This is a genomic window from Halocatena marina (assembly GCF_023276375.1).
GTDB lineage: Archaea > Halobacteriota > Halobacteria > Halobacteriales > Haloarculaceae > Halocatena > Halocatena marina.
Genome location: NZ_JALLPK010000001.1, coordinates 1548388 through 1564299, shown reverse-complemented (window position 1 = coordinate 1564299; position 15912 = coordinate 1548388). Strand labels below are relative to the sequence as shown.

Here is a 15912-nt window from a genome sequence, read left to right as displayed (position 1 = left end):
GTGCGTGCGCTCAGAGAGCCTTAGCACGATCATATTATCATTATCGTATCTCCGATTCGTGTAGTGAGTAGAGGGTCCTCGTATCCAGAGGATGAGGACGCAGTCACCGTGATTCAAATGAACGACCGGCCGGACGTTCTGGACCTCATGGACAAGGGTGACAACACAGGAAGTACATTTCATCGTCCACGTCTATGCTGTGTGAATCCACAATCGTCAGCGTCCTTCTGACGAATACTTCGGTTTTCTCGGTTGTGATTGGGTTGGTCTACGCACAGTAATTTTACGAATGAATGGGGTCGTGGGTCGTAGTAAGCCGACATTCAACGGTCCGGATATCACACCCCGTGTTGCGTCTTTCCCAAGAGATAATATCGCTCGACGGGTTGCTTTACTATCTCATGTCACTCAATTCCGACGCCACGTTCATCCTCAGTGGATTTGCCGACGAGATCGCCGCTGACCTCGATACGCAGCTTGATGTCTTCGAAGAACTCGGTCTCGGTCATATTGATCTCCGGAGCGTCGACGGAACCAACATTCTCGACTTGACTGAGAAACAACTCGTTCACGTCCGGAACGAGCTGAATCGGCGGGATATCAAAGTCGCGTCGATCGGTTCCCCAATCGGGAAGATCGACATTACCGATGCGTTCGAACCCCACCGCGAACGATTCGAGCACGCACTTGACATTGCTGACTTCTTCGAAACGGAGTACATTCGGCTGTTCTCCTACTGGATTCCCGAACGAGAGGAGCCGGCTGACCACCGCGAGGAGGTGCTCCATCGGATGGAGACGAAAGTCGATCTCGCAGAGGAAATGGGTATTACGCTCCTCCACGAGAACGAGAAGGATATCTACGGCGATACCCCCGCACGCTGTCGTGATCTTCTGACGACGATCAATTCGTCGAACTTCCGCGCGATCTTCGACCCTGCTAATTTCCTCGAAACCGGATGCCAGCCGTATCCAGATGCGCTTCTCGATCTGATCGAGTACGTCGAATATCTTCATATCAAGGACGCCGAGTTCGGTCAGCGCGGAGCGATTCGACCCGCGGGTGATGGAGATGGTCGGATTCCAGAGATTCTCGGTGCGTTCAAACGACGCGGATACATTGGATACGCTGCGCTCGAACCGCATCTCGCACACGCTGGTGAAAAGGGTGGATTCAGCGGTCCGGAAGCGTTCGATGTCGCAACCGACGCTCTCCGAGCCTGTATGGACCAGGTTGATTGTTCATACGAATAGCGCGTCGACAGTGGCTCCTGAGCGAGAGCAGGGTGTCCATTACATGAGTACCTCCGTAAGGTTCATCTGAGTATCCGCAGCGTCCCGCTATTCGCCGTATCAGATCGTTGGTATACGAATTGGTTCTTGCTGAAGGTTCGAGAAGTAGTGTAAATTGGTGACAACGGAGATTCGAGAAGTAGTAGAAAAGGCTCAGTATCTGATTCAAATATGGTACCCATATCACGTTATAACTAATCTCACGTTTGGAATGTACTCTTAAGCAAACAGATCTTGACAAGTAACTCTCATTGTTAACAGGCATACTAACAAGGACACCAGTAGAACGAATTATTCTGGTTGTAGTAGTAATCAGTCGTGAGGACAGCGACTGTGCGTCTGTGAGGGCAAAAGTCATCGCCTGATCCGTGACTACTTGCTGCAAATATTCGATGTAGTGTCTTGTGTGATATAAACATCAATATGTCTGTCAGATATTCGCTGATATTTTAATGTGTGTCCGCAATATGACTTCTGTATAGTAAATAGAGGATATCTGTGTTAATATGTAATACGTGTTTTGCTATCAATAACTGTCCGGTTAGAAATAGATTGTTGATGATTAACAATTTCCGCGTCTATCGCAGAATCATTTTTCATTGAAAAATATCGAAGACAGATATTGACGTCACTCAGCCTCGCCTCATTTTCGCCATTAGTTTGATGAGTGAACATTTATGATTCAGTAATCGATAAGTACGAGATCCTGTTTGCAGCGGTTGCTGGGTGCAATACTTTTTCAGAGACGAGGCCTCAAACACCAGAATGAGTGCACACCTGGAATCAGAACCCATCAACATGGATGGTAGAGTCAACGATTACGTATGGAAACGATACTGTGTCAAATAGAACTATCTCTACTGAGAAATGCTCTGGACCGACCCACTACGATCGAGGCAACTGGCTCGAAACCAATTCCAGACAAACCACGTATCACGTGTGGTGGAGGTTTAGGAACCGATGGGGAGGCTGCAACCACGCGCAGACATGCGCTGGTCAGCGCGCTGATTTGCGGGAACGACACTCGCCCGACATGGGCACCGAATGCGTATAGCCATGTATCGCAACGGCCACGTTGGGATTGTCTTGCTCTTCCTGTCTCCGTTTCTGTACACATTTCTCCGGGCCGGACGACCGTTCTTGGCGCTGCTCTCGTTGGGTGTGCTGGTGATTGAACCGCTGCCGAACCGCGATCAACGGTTCGATGGCTTCCGGAATCGGGGAACGAGTCATACATTCCTCACGGCAGCACTCGTTGGTTGGCTGTGTGCCGGAGGAGGCTGGGTGCTTGGCACGTATGTGACCGCTCCAATCGCAGACTGGCTCTCTACGACTGGTATCAACGCGTTCACGTGGATCGTTGTCCGTTTTTCGGCACTCGATGCACCGACACTCTCGGCTGTTGGTTGGTGTGTCGGGAGCAGTGGGATCGTGCTACACCTACTCGGAGACATTATTACAGGCCCCGGGGTTCAGCCACTGTTGCCGTTCTCGAAGCGACGGGTATCATTTGTCGGGCTGCACCCCGATAGCAGACTTGCCAACGGACTCCTGTTCGGACTCGGTGCAGGTGCGATCTTGCTGGTCGCGTTGTTGGCGACACCGCTTGGGTCTGTGCTTCAAACAGGACTGACGCTTCTCTCTGACATTCCGACCCCGTAGCCGCAGGCAGAATGGTAAGTAAAACGGATTCCCGATCAGAGACTGTCACTGGGTTGATGACCGATGGTTCTACGTGAAATGTCCACTTCGAATAGCATCAAAAGATGAGACGGGAAGGAGGTTGCCGGTGGTTATCAGGAGTTCAGTCCGAGTGCCGCCGCGGCATCAAGAAGACCTGATCCCTGCTCGTTGCTTGACAGTCCGATATCTTCGGCCGCGTCTTGTAGTTGTTGACGAGCCTCGGTGTTCGTGTAGCCTTCACTCATGAGCAGCCCACCGGCTCCTGCCACGTGTGGACACGCCATCGAAGTTCCACTGAGAGTGTCGTAACTGTCGCCGTTATACGTCGAATAGATGTCTGCACCGGGTGCGGCGATCTCTACTTCGGGACCTGTCGATGAGAATTCCGCAAGTCCGTCGTTGTCGTTCGTTGCGCTCACTGCGATAGCGTTCGGCTCGGCTGCTGGGTAGCCCACACAGTCGGTACACGGACCACTGTTACCGGCAGCAGCGACAACGAGAACGCCTCGATTGTAGGCGTATTCGACGGCGTCTGCTACTGCGGACGACTGGCTGCCACCGAGACTGAGACTAGCAACATCCCATCCCTGATCGGCGACGTATTCGATACCAGCAGCGATGTCCGAGTGCGATCCACTTCCGAAAAAGTTGAGCACCTTGACAGCGTGGAGGGTCGCGTTCGTACTTACGCCAACGACACCCTCGGAGTTGTTCACCGCGTTGGCAATCCCCGCACAGTGAGTACCGTGTCCGTTGTCGTCACCCCAGTCGTAGTCACACCCGAACAGGCAGCTCGTGACTGCGTGTCCTGATCCGAGATTGTCCTGAAGATCTGGATGGCTGGCGTCGATCCCCGTGTCTATGATAGCGATATCGGCTCCGGAACCAGTGTGACCTGCACTGTGTGCAAGATCGGCATCAACGCGGTCGATGCCCCACGGCTTGGATTGGGCAAGCGCGTGCATCTGACCGTTCGCTTCGATATACCGAACATCAGAACGCTGCTGCAATCCCTTCAGCGCCCGTTTTGGTACCCGCATCGTGGCTGCATCGAACGAAAACTCTCGAACGGTCTGATCTGCTGCCGTGAGTGCTGCCTGTCGTCCAGCATCGTGATCATAGCCAATGTTGACTTCTATCACGTCGTCTGGCTTTGCTGAGGCAAGCCCACTAATACCGCTGAGAGTCGCGGCTCCACCGATTGTCCGAAGTAATCTACGTCTAGTTACTGAGCTGGTATTTTCCCACATACCCAAAAAATAATTATTCCAAGGTATTATATATTTATTGATTTCTAATATAGTAGATATATTAAAATGTATGAATATATCTATGTTGTAGCAGACGTACGCAAAAATGACTCAACAGAATGCACTTCTGTCTTCAAAGAATTTGTAGATGGATCTAGACGTTCATGCCAAGGTTCGTCTCTTCCTCAATTCTGATACTCCACGTGTTGAGAATGTAACCAACGATTAGAATATTGATTAGAATTATCAACTCATTATATACGATCACTAAGTATCTTGCTCAAACTATCGTTGAGGAATGTTCTTCTATACAATCCGTATTATGCTCAATAAGGAGTGTGATGATGACGTTCTAACAATCAAATTTTAATTAGTTCAATTTATGAACATCAGATTACAGATGGTCTCCAAGGATCTCGCTCATCCTTTGAGATTCGACTGGAACGGGTACGATTATAGTTTGATCAATGGTGACATTATAACAATGATACTCAGGTGTGACTCCCTATTCAATCACAATCGAACGGACTGTATAGCGGTGTGACTGAAACGGTACTCATTCCTGACGAGAGGCACGGAAATGGGATTTGTGTGCTACACTAGCTAAGATACGTTCAAGATTCAAATATAATTGTTATCCGTCATATCTGGTGTGGAAAACGAACTGAAACAGTAGCTCAGTCCCCACTCATCAATAGGATAGATCGTCAAGTTACTCATTTCTGCTGCACATACCATTGAGTGATTATTTATAGCACAGCATTATCTACTCTTGGCGTATAGCTGACGAGTCGTTATAGACGGAAATAACGATACAACCGCCTTCAGATACCGTTGCGGAACGAGCAGTACACCGAACAATAGCAAGTCTAGACCACGGCGTGCATCGATTACTTCGCAAAAGTTTGGACGGCGGGCGAGCAGGCGCTACACTCAGAGCGAATCGAGAAACGCAGCACCAGTCTCGATAGAGGCTCTCGGGTCTTCCGGTTCGTCGTGTTCGTAGATGAGCCACTCAACGTCTGCTTCGTCCGCTGCGTCGGCACAGGCCTGCATATCAACGTCTCCGTCGCCGATTTCGCGAAATTCCTCCATCTCGGCATCCATGTCCTTCATGTGGACCATGTTGATTCGGTCACCGTACCGCGATAGTAGTTCAACAGGATCTGATCCGCCGACGAGTGCCCAACCGACATCGAGTTCGATACCCACCCGAGGCGCGAGTTCGGCGAACCGTTCGAATGCAGTTTCGTCACCGAAATCCACGAATTCGTGTGCGTGATTGTGGTAGTGGATCGGCCAGTTGAATTCGCTTGCATCAGCCGAGAGTGCTGCGATTCTTTCGGCAGTTCGCTCGACGGCAGCCTCGGAGTCAAAGTGACTCTCGTCGAGATATGGGACGACTGCCGACGCACAGCCGAGCGTCTCGTCATAGAGTTCGTACGCCTCGCCAAGATCCTCCTCAAGCTCCCCGATGTCGACGTGCGCACCGGTTGGTTCGAGTCCCGTTTCATCCAGCGCTGCAACAATCTCTGTGGGATCTACCTCCTCCAGACCGCCAGAAAACTGCACTCCATCGTAGCCCGCATCAGCTACTCGGTCGAGGATTTCGAGTAACGGTTCATCCAATTCGCGCACGCTGTATAGGTTGATGGCTGTCTTTGCCATACGATACGTTGACCCATGCTCCGTATTGGTGTTTCGATTCCTGAACGCTCACAGTTCATCAAAACGCTCCGTGATTGAACGCCCTCGCGTCATGCTTTCTTGTACTCACGTTGAACTGCCATTTCGGTGGCGTAAGATTGGCGCTGTCGACACTCGAAATCTCCAGTGAGACTCCCACATTCATACCGATTATTGGAGTACAGAGCCGATATTCTTTTCACCCACACGTTCGCATCCTCTGACGTACATGAGCGAAGACTTCCGCATCGCTATCGCCGGCATCGGTGCCGTCGCCGAGATGCACGCGTTATCCATCGCCGATATTGAGCACGCAACACTCGTTGGGGGTTCGTGCCGGACCGAAGCAAAGGGTCGAGCGTTCGCTGAGACGTACGACTGTGAGTGGTACTCCGAAACCGAGCCGATGCTCGAAGCGACAGAGCCAGATGTTCTCATAGTTTGCACGCCGAGCGGCGCACATCTCGAACCGACGATCACAGCGGCCGATCACGGCGTTGATGTTCTCTGTGAGAAACCACTCGAAATCACGACCGACCGCATCGATGAGATGGTCGCCACAGCAGATGCAGCAGGCATCACGCTCGGCGGCGTGTTCCAGCAACGGTTCACTGATTTGCTCGGGAAAGTCCACGAGGCAGCCGTTGACTCCCGCTTTGGCCAGCTCTCGGTAGCGAATGCGTACGTTCCCTGGTGGCGCGACGACGAGTACTACGACGGGGCGTGGCAAGGGACCCAGAAGCTTGACGGCGGCGGTGCGCTGATGAACCAGTCAATACACGGTATTGATGCAATCCAGTGGCTCGTTGGTGCCACGATGGATCTCGCGCCAGATGAAAACCCAGTTGACGAAGTCATCGCGTATACAGCCCGTCGGAGTCACGACGACGAGATCGTGGAAGTCGAAGACACAGCAGTTGCCATCCTACGGTATCGAAACGGTGCGCTCGGCCAACTTTTAGGCGCGACGTCGATGTATCCGGGGTCTCTTCGGCGGATCCAACTGGCTGGGCGGGATGGGACCGCCGAAGTCCTCGAAAACGAACTCGTCACCTGGCAGTTCCGTGATGAATACCCCGCGGATGATGACGTGCGTGTCGAGTTCGGTGACACGGGGGATGCGAGTGGCGGCGCGGCTGACCCGATGGACATCGACTACTCGACCCACCGCCGAAACATCGAGGCATTTCTCTCGGCACTGTCGGATGGCGAACCGTACCCGCTTGATGCCAGCGAAGCGCGCAAGGCTGTCGCAATCATCGAAGCGATTTACAAATCGGCAAAAACAGGGCAACCGGTCCGGCTTTCCTGAGCAGTGTTCGCTCCTCATGGTGTGTCGCTTTCAACTGATCGAGTTCTGGCTCCACCAGAGCGTCAACGGCAGTTTTAATGTAGCACACTGAACGTAATCGTGCATGGAAATCACGAACGTCGAAGCATACGCCGTCAGCGTCCCCCTCGTTGTTATCGATGATGGGGGCATTGCGCCGTACGTCACGAACCACGGTCGAGTAGAAGAGATGGAACGGATGATTATCCGAATCGATACCGACGAGGGGGTTACCGGCTGGGGTGAGATGCGCGTCTTTCTCTCGCCAGCGGCCACCAAAGCGGTCCTCGAAGACGGAATTGCCCAGTGGGTCGTCGGTCGGTCACCGTTCGAACTCGAAACGTTTCGTCGCCAGATCTTCATCGAATACACCAATGTGGATATGTTCTTTGCAGCCATCGAAACTGCCTGCTGGGATATCGTCGGCAAGGTGCTCGAGCGGCCGGTGTACGAGCTGCTAGGCGGATGGACCGCTCCTGTGCCAACAGAGCGAACGAACACGCCCACCCGCAAGAGTGAGCGGACGGTCGATATCGCGTACTGTCTCGGCATCCTCTCACCAGAAGCATCTCGCGAACACGCGGCTCGTGCGTATGATGAGGGATATTCTGTGTTAAAGACGAAGGCCGGTCGAGACTGGCGCGAAGATGTCCGTCGCATCGAAGCGATGCACGACGAAGTCGATGGCCGACTCGACTTCAGATTAGACCCGAATCAGGGATGGTCGTTGGACGAGGCAGTCCGTGTCGCGGCTTCGCTTGAGGATGCAGGTATCTATCTCCAGTATATGGAACAGCCCATCCGAGTCGATTCTCACACCGCGTTGGCTCGACTTCGGGAACGAACGCGCCAACCGATCGGCCCGAACGAAGACACCTACATCCCTCGGAATCTCCGAAAGCTTATCGAACGAGGCGCACTCGACGTCGCTGTCGTCGATATGACGCCTGCGGGCGGTATCACGGCGCTTCGTCAGCTCGCTGGCATCGCTGAGGACGCGGGAGTGCCGCTGGTTCACCACTGTGCGTTTGACCTCGGGATCCGAACCGCAGCCATTCTCCACGCTGTCACCGGCATTCCTGGATTCACGCTGCCCCCTGATTCGGTTTACTACGCGTGGGAAGAGGACATCTTGACCGATCCCCTGTCTGTCGAGAACGGTGCTATTGCGGTGCCAGACGGTCACGGACTGGGGATCGACGTCGACAAAGACAAAATCGAGAAGTATCGAATTCTGTAACCACATTTCGATCAGTGTACGGTCTGTTCCCATCCACCGCCCGGTTTTGTCTGACTCGTTGTCGAGCTCTTTGCGACGAATGGATGCCCGTGACGCCTTCAGAGGGAGTGATGACCAACAGTTAGATAATCACCAGATCGGTTTGTTTGGCAGCCAGTCGGTGCGATCGGCCATCGCGTCGGCGTACTCGGCAGCCATCGAGTCGACGCTGGAGTACGCGAGCACGTCTTCTTCTTGATACCGTTTGTGCATCTGCTGGAGCGCGTCTTCGTCTAGTTCAACGCCGAGTCCTGGCTCGTCGGATGGAGCAATCGCCCCGTCTTCGAACTCGATGGGGGATTTGATGACGTCCTCAGCCATCCACGGATAGTGAGAGTCACAGGCGTAGCGGACGGTGGGCATTGCTGCCCCGATGTGGGCCATTGCCGCCATCGACACACCGAGATGAGAGTTTGAATGCATCCCAACCCCGAGGTCGAACGTCCGAGCCGTGTGATCGAGTCGGAGATTACCAGTGAGTCCACCCCAATAGTGGTGGTCACTCAGGATGATATCGACTGCTTCTGTGGTAACGGCCGGAGCGATATGATCGAACTCGGTGACGTACATGTTTGTAGCGATCGGGTAATCGATATTCCGCTTGAGCCGAGCGTGGGCGTTCATCGAGACAACCGGATCTTCGAGGAACTCGATTCGGAGGTCGCGTTCGCGCAGCTCGCGGGCGATTCGCGTCGCCGTCCCCACTGTCCACGCACCGTTTGGATCGATTCGCATCGGCGTGTCTCGACCGAACTCTTCGGCGAGCTGTTGCAGGGTCGCTATTTCTTGGTCTGGTTCGAGGACGCCGCCTTTTAGTTTCAGTGTTTCAAACCCATGGCTGTCGACGAATTCACGCGCCTCCTCAACCATCGCCTCGGGAGACATAACCTCTTGGGGAGCGATCGCGGCCGATTCAAAGTCCGAATCGGCATATTTGTAGAAGAGATACGCCGAGAAATCGACTGATTCGCGCATCTTTCCGCCAAGGAGATTATAGACGGGTTCACCAACGATTCGTCCAATGAGGTCGAGCAATGCTGTTTCGATGGCTCCGTACACCATGTCATCTCCGACGTTGTACCGGAGACGGCGATACTCGTAGGGATTCATTCCTTCGACGTGACTTCTGGCGCTTTCGAGACCGGCAATTACCTGCTCGTCCCCGTAGGTCTCACCAATCCCTACTTCGCCGTCTGCAGTGGTTAGTCGAACGATAGTGCGGGCGGCAACCTCACTGTGGGCTCCCCAAGAGTTCCGAAGCGGTGGTTCTCTGTGAGCAACCGGGATGATCTCCATCTCGTTGACTTGCATGGTCGATCCTCTCGCGGTCGGGTTGTTAATCTATTGGTGAGTGCAATCTCAGACAGTATCGGACTACATATTCGAGTCACGACTCGGTCTGGGCTCCCCGTGTGATCTGTGCTGTCCAAAATCGGCTCGATTTTCGGTTCCCGTCTCGGGAATCTGACTGCCGGTCAATCCTTCTCTTCGTCAGTACAAAGACCGAACGATGCTGCTGTTATACTGGTGGATGTTACAGGAGTACGATTGTAATCGCACCGGGGCATGTGTTGATACGGAGATTGTGCACAATTCGACCATCAGTTCTAAACAGGCTATGATGATTGGACTTCAATCTCTATCCGTTTGGCTGTACTCAGCACCTGACCAGTCACGTCCTCCGCAAAGTGCCGTCCTTTCAACACCTCGGCCGATCCAGCGACACTGATAGCGCCATACTGTACTGTTTCGTTACCCCGAATCGGGGCAGCTACTGCATTGATGGTGTTAAAACGTTCAGATCTGCTAAATGCAACACCATCATCCCGGATCTTCCGAAGCTGTTGATATAGCGCTTCTCGGGTTGTGATCGTCTCTTCAGTAAACGCCTCAAGTCCCCGTCGCTCAATAATAGTATCAATACGGTCATCCGGCATCAAAGAGAGGATAGCCTTTCCAGCAGCAGTAGCGTGTAGTTCAATTCGCTCTCCATCAACCATCGGCGGCGACCAGTGATCGGACTCAACAGCGTGGGAGATACGGATCCCACGACCTTCCTCTTCAATGTAAAGTCCGGTGTATTCTCCAGCTGTCTTTGTGAGGTTATTGAGATAGGGTCTGGCAGTCTTGTATAGCGTTGTCCTCTCTCGCATGCGCTCACCCATCGCAAGCGTCCGAAATGTAACATCGTACGTGTCGCCGGTTTTTTTCACATATCCAAGCATACGTAGCGTTGACAGATGGTTGTACACTGTTCCCTTCGAAACGTCGGTTTTCGATGCGAGTGCAGTCACACCGAGTGGACCGTCGACAGTGAGCACCTCTAAAAGTTCGAATGATGTCTTCGTCGCTTTGACCGGGTAGTGGTCGTCCGGGGCCATTGTGTCTCTCTGTATTGTAGACTATTACATATGTATCTGTTCAACTGTGATAAATCATAAAAATATTTATGGCTAGTGTTGCTGATATGCTGAAAATTAACATGCGATCGTATCCGTCACCAACTATTATACTGCATATTTTGGAATGCTAAGGCTGTTATGTGCGTTTTACTCTGGTGAACACGAGGGGGCCTCCGAGTTAATTCGTCTTGGTCGATAAGATCGTCAATGCAACTGCTTTGCTTGTTCGCACTGGCCCGACGGAAGCAACTGCTGTTGGTAATCTCCTGACGCAGGCGGTCGCTGCCGGAACCCCACCAGAGATCTCAACCGGACACCGACTCGTTGAGTCGGTGATTGAGATCATCACCCATGAACCAACGAACATCGACGAGTGGAAGGCTGCGAAGACATCGATGCGAGCGCTTCCGACCGAATGAAAGCGTGGAGTGATCGTGTCTCAGCGCGCTGTGTATCCTCCATCGATGCGAACGATCTCACCGGTCATATACGACGATGCAGTAGACGCGAGATAGACGACAAGCCCCGCGAGATCTTCTGGACGCCCCAACCGTCCCATCGGTGTGTTTTCGAGCCACATTTGCTCCATCTCTGGATCCGCTTCGAGCACGTCTTCGACGAGGTCAGTGCGCATGTATCCTGGAGCAATCGCATTCACCCGGACGCCGCGGTCTGCCCACTCGACGGCCATCGATTTCGTCACCATCAGCACGCCGGCCTTCGAGGCGTTGTAGCCGACCTGTGGCTGTGGGACGTTGACGTCGTAGGCTGACATGGAGGCGATGTTGATGATCCGTCCAGTCCCTCGATTGAGCATCTGTCGACCGACGTGCTTTGCACAGAGAAACACGCCGGAGAGATTCACGTCGATGATGCGCTGCCACGTTTCGTACTCCATCTCTTCGGCTCTCGCGTTCGCGGCGATCCCTGCATTGTTAATGAGTATCTCGATCGGTCCGAGTCGGTCGACAACCGTCTCGACCATCGCCTGCACTTGTGTTTCGTCGGTCACATCCACCTCAACTGCCGTTGTGGTTGAACCCGTCTTTTCGAGGACCGTCGCTGTTGATTCGGCGGCATCGATGGTTACGTCTGCGATGGCTACGTTTGCTCCGGCCTCTGTGAGTGCGATTGCCATCTCCTCACCGAGACCACGGGCCCCACCCGTGACAACGGCAGTCTCTCCATCAAGTGAAAACTGATCTAGCACGCTCATCGGAACTTAACCATCATCGATAGTCGTCAATAGTAAATATTTCGACTGACATAAAAATAAACAGTGATAACATATCAACGTATCGTGCGTGGTTCGTCCCGTTCGTTGTGTCGAACGGCTGATTTAGATAAGATTTAACACGCTCTCGCGCAGACTATCCTAGCGTCAATAAATGAAAGCAGCTGTACTGACAGACCACTGTACGCTTTCTGTAGAGGAGCGCGAGCGGCCGACCCCCAGCGACGACGAAGTGCTTGTACAAGTGAAGGCGTGCGGTGTCTGCATGACCGACTATCACATGTATCACGGGACGTTTCCCGTCAGTTATCCACTGATACCAGGCCACGAGAGTGCCGGCGAGATCGTCGCCGTCGGAGATGCTGTTTCCGACGTCACTGTCGGTGATCGTGTAGCCATCAATCCGTCTATTCCGTGTAATCAGTGTGGTCAGTGTATCAACGGGAAGGAAAATCTCTGTGAGAACTTCACCTCGATCGGTGGTGCTGCCGATCGGATCATCGACGGTGCCTTCGCTGAGTACGTGAGTGTACCAGCGGGATATATCGAACCAATCGGAGAACTCGCATTTGAAAAGGCCGCGTTCGCTGAGCCGCTCGCCTGCTGTCTTCACGCAATTGATCAGGTAGGGCTCAACTCCGGCGACACTGTCGTCATCATCGGTGCTGGACCGATCGGACTGCTCCTCGTTCAGTCGTTCCGAACCAACGGTGCAGGCACGATCATTGTTTCCGAACCGGTCGACGAGCGACGCTATCTCGCACGCGATGTGGGTGCAGACTTCGTCGTCGATCCCGGAGAGACCGATCTCACAGAAACCATCGATGTTCTCGTTGAGCGTGTCGACATCGCTGTCGAGGCAGTTGGCCTTCCGGAAACAATCGAGACAGCACAGTCACTCCCTTCAGCAGGTGGTACCACGCTTATTTTCGGTGTTCCTCCGCAGGACACTACTGTCGAAATCAATCCCTTCGACATCTACTACGATGAACTCGAACTTGTTGGGACGTTCTCACTGACTCCGAACTCATTCGTTCGCGCAGTGACGCTACTCCAGCGGGAACGAATCGATCCTGCCGCGCTTATTACTGATGAGTACGCGCTTGAGGGACTACAAGATGCGTTCGACCAGATGGAGGACAAAGCCGGGCTGAAAAAAGTCATCTATCCAAGCGATAGCGACTGAGACGTTGCTCCTGCTCGTTACCGAATTTGGATAATCTCGAGAATCCTCTCGGTCGTCCTAAACGCCGAAAAGCCACTACAACAACGAACCGTTCGAGTATGAGTTCGTCTGCGACAGGTGTTCTCTTCGGTCTTAGATTCGTGGTGCTCTATGCGTCCACGCCCTGATGGTGCGATTGGACACAGAACGCTATCGGTTATCTAGCCGCCAGCTGTCGATTGGTACCTGCCCACCGTCGACTCGGAGTTCGTGGCCGTTGATGTAGTCACTGGCCGGTGCGGCAAGGAATGTGACGGCCTCTGCGATGTCCTCCGGCTCGGCGAGCCGGTCAAGCGGGTTGTTGTCGAGGATTTGCTGTCGGACAGCCTCGCTGAACCCCTCTGTCATTCGAGTGTTCACCCACCCGGGTGCGACGGCGTTTACGCGGACGCCGTCTCGTCCGAGTTCGAGTGCAAGACTCTTCGTCAGGCCGAGCAGACTGTACTTTCCAACGTCGTACGCTGGTGACATCCCAACACCGTTTTTCGTGTGTATCGAGGTGATATTGATGATTTTCCCGTACCCTTGCTCGACCATTCCATCGACAACCGCTCTGGTGCAGTTCACGCTTCCTCGAAGGTGGATATCGAGATTCAAGTCGAACGTGTCATCGTTCTCTTCATCGAGAAACGGCCCAGCGTCACCAACACCTGCGTTGTTCACAAGAATATCGACCGTGCCAAACGTTTCGGTCACTGTTTCGATCATTGTTTTGACGTCCACTTCGTCGCTAACATCAGCTCCGATACCGATGGATTCGCCCCCTTGGTTCTGAATCTCCGTGGCTGTCTCCTTGGCAACAGCAGCGTCAACGTCGTTAACCACGACGTGTGCCCCGTTTTGCGCGAGTTTCTTTGCGGATGCTTTCCCCATTCCTCGACCGGATCCGCTGATGAGCGCAGTCTGACCTGTAAGATCACATTGCATATGTTCATCTGTGATGTGCATCATATTTAATGATTGAGGGTGTGGGAAAAACCCGCGTGAACACCAAGACAGGACGCTCAAACCAATATGAACTTTTTAATACATAATATTTAATATTCAGTAGCTATCTGTCCTTACATGGTGAGTATTGATGAGCAACGGTAGCAAGAGACGTACATTCCTGAAAGCTGCAGGTGTCGGATTACTGGGTGGACTTGCGGGGTGCACCCGCGGAGCGGAGCAGAAAACACCAGCGGATTCCGAAACAAGTAGTTCGGGCGAAAGCAAAACAGTCTCAATTCCTCTCAAAGAATATGCAAAAGCTAACATCAAGTGGACGAAGTACGATGGTGATTCAATCAATATTGGAGCGGTCAAACATCCGTGGGTGGATGCGATCAAGCCAGCTGTTCCGGTGTTCGAGGAATTAACCGGTATCAATGTCAAGTGGAACATTCTTCCGGAACAGGAGTTTCGAACGAAGCGACTCACTGATGTGTCGACGGGTGCTGGCAAGTTCGACGTGATCTTTATGGATCAAGTGGTCAACCAATTCCGGCAATCTGGATGGATCCAGCCACTCGATCCATACTTCGATAGCGGAGAGCTCTTCGATGAGAGCTGGTATCAACCGAATGATCTACTCGGCGTCTGTCGAGAGGCAGCTCACGGGGCTGGCCGCGCCGACATGTGGACCGGAATGCCAATCACTGTCGAAGTGTTGACGACGTTCTATCGCAAGGACCTCTATAAGAAACACGACCTCTCGATCCCGAAGACATTCGCAGATCTCAGAGCAAACGCCAAGATCATCCACGAGAACGAAAACGGCGTCGTCGGTGGTGTCGCTCGCGGTCAGAAAGGCTATGGTATGAATATTTACATCCAGAACGCGTGGATTCGTGCGTTTGGCAAGAAGCTGTGGAATACCTATCCTTCTGACTCTGCACTCGACTCCGAGCCAGCCATCGCAGCGGGGAAATCCTACATCAACCTCCTCCAGAACTACGGTCCAGCGGGAGCAGCCAGCCAGACGTGGTCCGATGCCCTCTCGACGATGCAGTCCGGAAAGGCAGGACACATCTTCGCAGACGCTAATCTGTTTTGGGACGGACTCACTGATCCCGAAGCGTCCTCTGTCTCAGATTCGATCGGGATTACGAAGATGCCCGTCCCAGACACGAGTGGTGGTCGGTTCGCACCGAACGCCTTCACGTGGCAGATCTCTACCTCGAAGAATGCAAAGAACTCCGAGGCAGGATTCTTGTTCATGCTGTGGGCAACCTCGACTCCCACAATGAACTGGATGCACGTCAAAAACGGTGCTCCCTTCCCAGTTCGTGAATCAACGTGGCTAAACAAAGACTTCAAAAAACAGGTGAGAGCGAAGTACGCTGAGGTATCGTTGCACTCACTCAAAAACGCCATCGGAGACCCGTTCGATCCGAAATATCCTGAGTGGGGTCAGAAATACTCCGAGAAATTACAGACCGCTATTGCCGGTAATCAGTCCGTCGAGAAAGCATTCCGCTCGGCAGCGAAACAGGCTGAACAGATTGCGACGACAGGATGAGTCCAATCACTGACGCAAGCGACTGCAATAC

General features: G+C 53.0%; 13 protein-coding genes. 7 read left to right on the top strand and 6 right to left on the bottom strand.

Features of this window, described 5'->3' with window-relative positions; all coding sequences use genetic code 11:
- Positions 1-401 precede the first annotated feature (401 nt).
- Positions 402-1253 carry a sugar phosphate isomerase/epimerase family protein gene (locus MW898_RS07140; RefSeq protein WP_248905794.1) on the top strand — a complete coding sequence of 284 codons (852 nt, stop codon included), beginning with the start codon at positions 402-404 and terminating at the stop codon, positions 1251-1253.
- Positions 1254-2336: 1083 nt separating this feature from the next.
- Positions 2337-2954, top strand: coding sequence for a metal-dependent hydrolase (locus MW898_RS07135; protein WP_248905792.1), 618 nt, complete (start codon positions 2337-2339; stop codon positions 2952-2954).
- A 134-nt stretch (positions 2955-3088) separates the two neighbouring features.
- Here the strand turns inward: MW898_RS07135 and MW898_RS07130 are convergent, their stop codons facing one another.
- Positions 3089-4225 carry a S8 family peptidase gene (locus MW898_RS07130; protein WP_248905790.1) on the bottom strand — a complete coding sequence of 379 codons (1137 nt, stop codon included), beginning with the start codon at positions 4223-4225 and terminating at the stop codon, positions 3089-3091.
- A gap of 933 nt (positions 4226-5158) precedes the next feature.
- A complete protein-coding gene (locus MW898_RS07125; protein WP_248905788.1) occupies positions 5159-5893 on the bottom strand; it encodes a sugar phosphate isomerase/epimerase family protein in 735 nt (244 codons plus the stop codon).
- Between the two features lie 247 nt (positions 5894-6140).
- Here MW898_RS07125 and MW898_RS07120 point away from each other — a divergent pair, with 247 nt between their 5' ends.
- The gene (locus MW898_RS07120; RefSeq protein ID WP_248905785.1) at positions 6141-7223 is read left to right on the top strand and encodes a Gfo/Idh/MocA family protein; all 1083 of its coding nucleotides are present in this window, start codon (positions 6141-6143) and stop codon (positions 7221-7223) included.
- A gap of 103 nt (positions 7224-7326) precedes the next feature.
- On the top strand, positions 7327-8481 hold the full coding sequence (locus MW898_RS07115; RefSeq protein ID WP_248905783.1) for a mandelate racemase/muconate lactonizing enzyme family protein: 1155 nt from the start codon (positions 7327-7329) through the stop codon (positions 8479-8481).
- Between the two features lie 129 nt (positions 8482-8610).
- Here MW898_RS07115 and MW898_RS07110 read toward each other — a convergent pair whose 3' ends face one another.
- Together MW898_RS07110 and MW898_RS07105 are read right to left on the bottom strand one after the other, a co-directional pair.
- A complete protein-coding gene (locus tag MW898_RS07110) occupies positions 8611-9831 on the bottom strand; it encodes an enolase C-terminal domain-like protein (protein ID WP_248905781.1) in 1221 nt (406 codons plus the stop codon).
- Between the two features lie 305 nt (positions 9832-10136).
- Positions 10137-10901, bottom strand: coding sequence for an IclR family transcriptional regulator (locus MW898_RS07105; protein ID WP_248905778.1), 765 nt, complete (start codon positions 10899-10901; stop codon positions 10137-10139).
- 209 nt (positions 10902-11110) lie between these two features.
- On the opposite strand from MW898_RS07105, the gene MW898_RS07100 reads away from it, so the two are divergent.
- Positions 11111-11341 (top strand): hypothetical protein, encoded by a 231-nt coding sequence (locus MW898_RS07100; protein WP_248905776.1) that lies wholly within the window; start codon positions 11111-11113, stop codon positions 11339-11341.
- A gap of 20 nt (positions 11342-11361) precedes the next feature.
- Here the strand turns inward: MW898_RS07100 and MW898_RS07095 are convergent, their stop codons facing one another.
- Entirely contained in the window at positions 11362-12138 is a 777-nt protein-coding gene (locus tag MW898_RS07095) for an SDR family NAD(P)-dependent oxidoreductase (protein ID WP_248905774.1), read from the bottom strand.
- A gap of 172 nt (positions 12139-12310) precedes the next feature.
- On the opposite strand from MW898_RS07095, the gene MW898_RS07090 reads away from it, so the two are divergent.
- On the top strand, positions 12311-13342 hold the full coding sequence (locus MW898_RS07090) for a zinc-dependent alcohol dehydrogenase family protein (RefSeq protein WP_248905772.1): 1032 nt from the start codon (positions 12311-12313) through the stop codon (positions 13340-13342).
- Positions 13343-13531: 189 nt separating this feature from the next.
- On the opposite strand, the gene MW898_RS07085 is transcribed toward MW898_RS07090, so the two are convergent.
- The gene (locus tag MW898_RS07085; RefSeq protein ID WP_248905770.1) at positions 13532-14308 is read right to left on the bottom strand and encodes an SDR family NAD(P)-dependent oxidoreductase; all 777 of its coding nucleotides are present in this window, start codon (positions 14306-14308) and stop codon (positions 13532-13534) included.
- Between the two features lie 151 nt (positions 14309-14459).
- Here MW898_RS07085 and MW898_RS07080 point away from each other — a divergent pair, with 151 nt between their 5' ends.
- On the top strand, positions 14460-15881 hold the full coding sequence (locus tag MW898_RS07080; protein WP_248905769.1) for an extracellular solute-binding protein: 1422 nt from the start codon (positions 14460-14462) through the stop codon (positions 15879-15881).
- The last annotated feature ends 31 nt before the right edge of the window (positions 15882-15912 follow it).

Bases quoted from the DNA above. Each gene is read 5' to 3' on its own strand.
- MW898_RS07140 (WP_248905794.1), top strand. From the start codon at position 402: ATGTCACTCAATTCCGACGCCACGTTCATCCTCAGTGGATTTGCCGAC.
- MW898_RS07135 (WP_248905792.1), top strand. From the start codon at position 2,337: ATGCGTATAGCCATGTATCGCAACGGCCACGTTGGGATTGTCTTGCTC.
- MW898_RS07130 (WP_248905790.1), bottom strand. From the start codon at position 4,225: ATGTGGGAAAATACCAGCTCAGTAACTAGACGTAGATTACTTCGGACA.
- MW898_RS07125 (WP_248905788.1), bottom strand. From the start codon at position 5,893: ATGGCAAAGACAGCCATCAACCTATACAGCGTGCGCGAATTGGATGAA.
- MW898_RS07120 (WP_248905785.1), top strand. From the start codon at position 6,141: ATGAGCGAAGACTTCCGCATCGCTATCGCCGGCATCGGTGCCGTCGCC.
- MW898_RS07115 (WP_248905783.1), top strand. From the start codon at position 7,327: ATGGAAATCACGAACGTCGAAGCATACGCCGTCAGCGTCCCCCTCGTT.
- MW898_RS07110 (WP_248905781.1), bottom strand. From the start codon at position 9,831: ATGCAAGTCAACGAGATGGAGATCATCCCGGTTGCTCACAGAGAACCA.
- MW898_RS07105 (WP_248905778.1), bottom strand. From the start codon at position 10,901: ATGGCCCCGGACGACCACTACCCGGTCAAAGCGACGAAGACATCATTC.
- MW898_RS07095 (WP_248905774.1), bottom strand. From the start codon at position 12,138: ATGAGCGTGCTAGATCAGTTTTCACTTGATGGAGAGACTGCCGTTGTC.
- MW898_RS07090 (WP_248905772.1), top strand. From the start codon at position 12,311: ATGAAAGCAGCTGTACTGACAGACCACTGTACGCTTTCTGTAGAGGAG.
- MW898_RS07085 (WP_248905770.1), bottom strand. From the start codon at position 14,308: ATGCAATGTGATCTTACAGGTCAGACTGCGCTCATCAGCGGATCCGGT.
- MW898_RS07080 (WP_248905769.1), top strand. From the start codon at position 14,460: ATGAGCAACGGTAGCAAGAGACGTACATTCCTGAAAGCTGCAGGTGTC.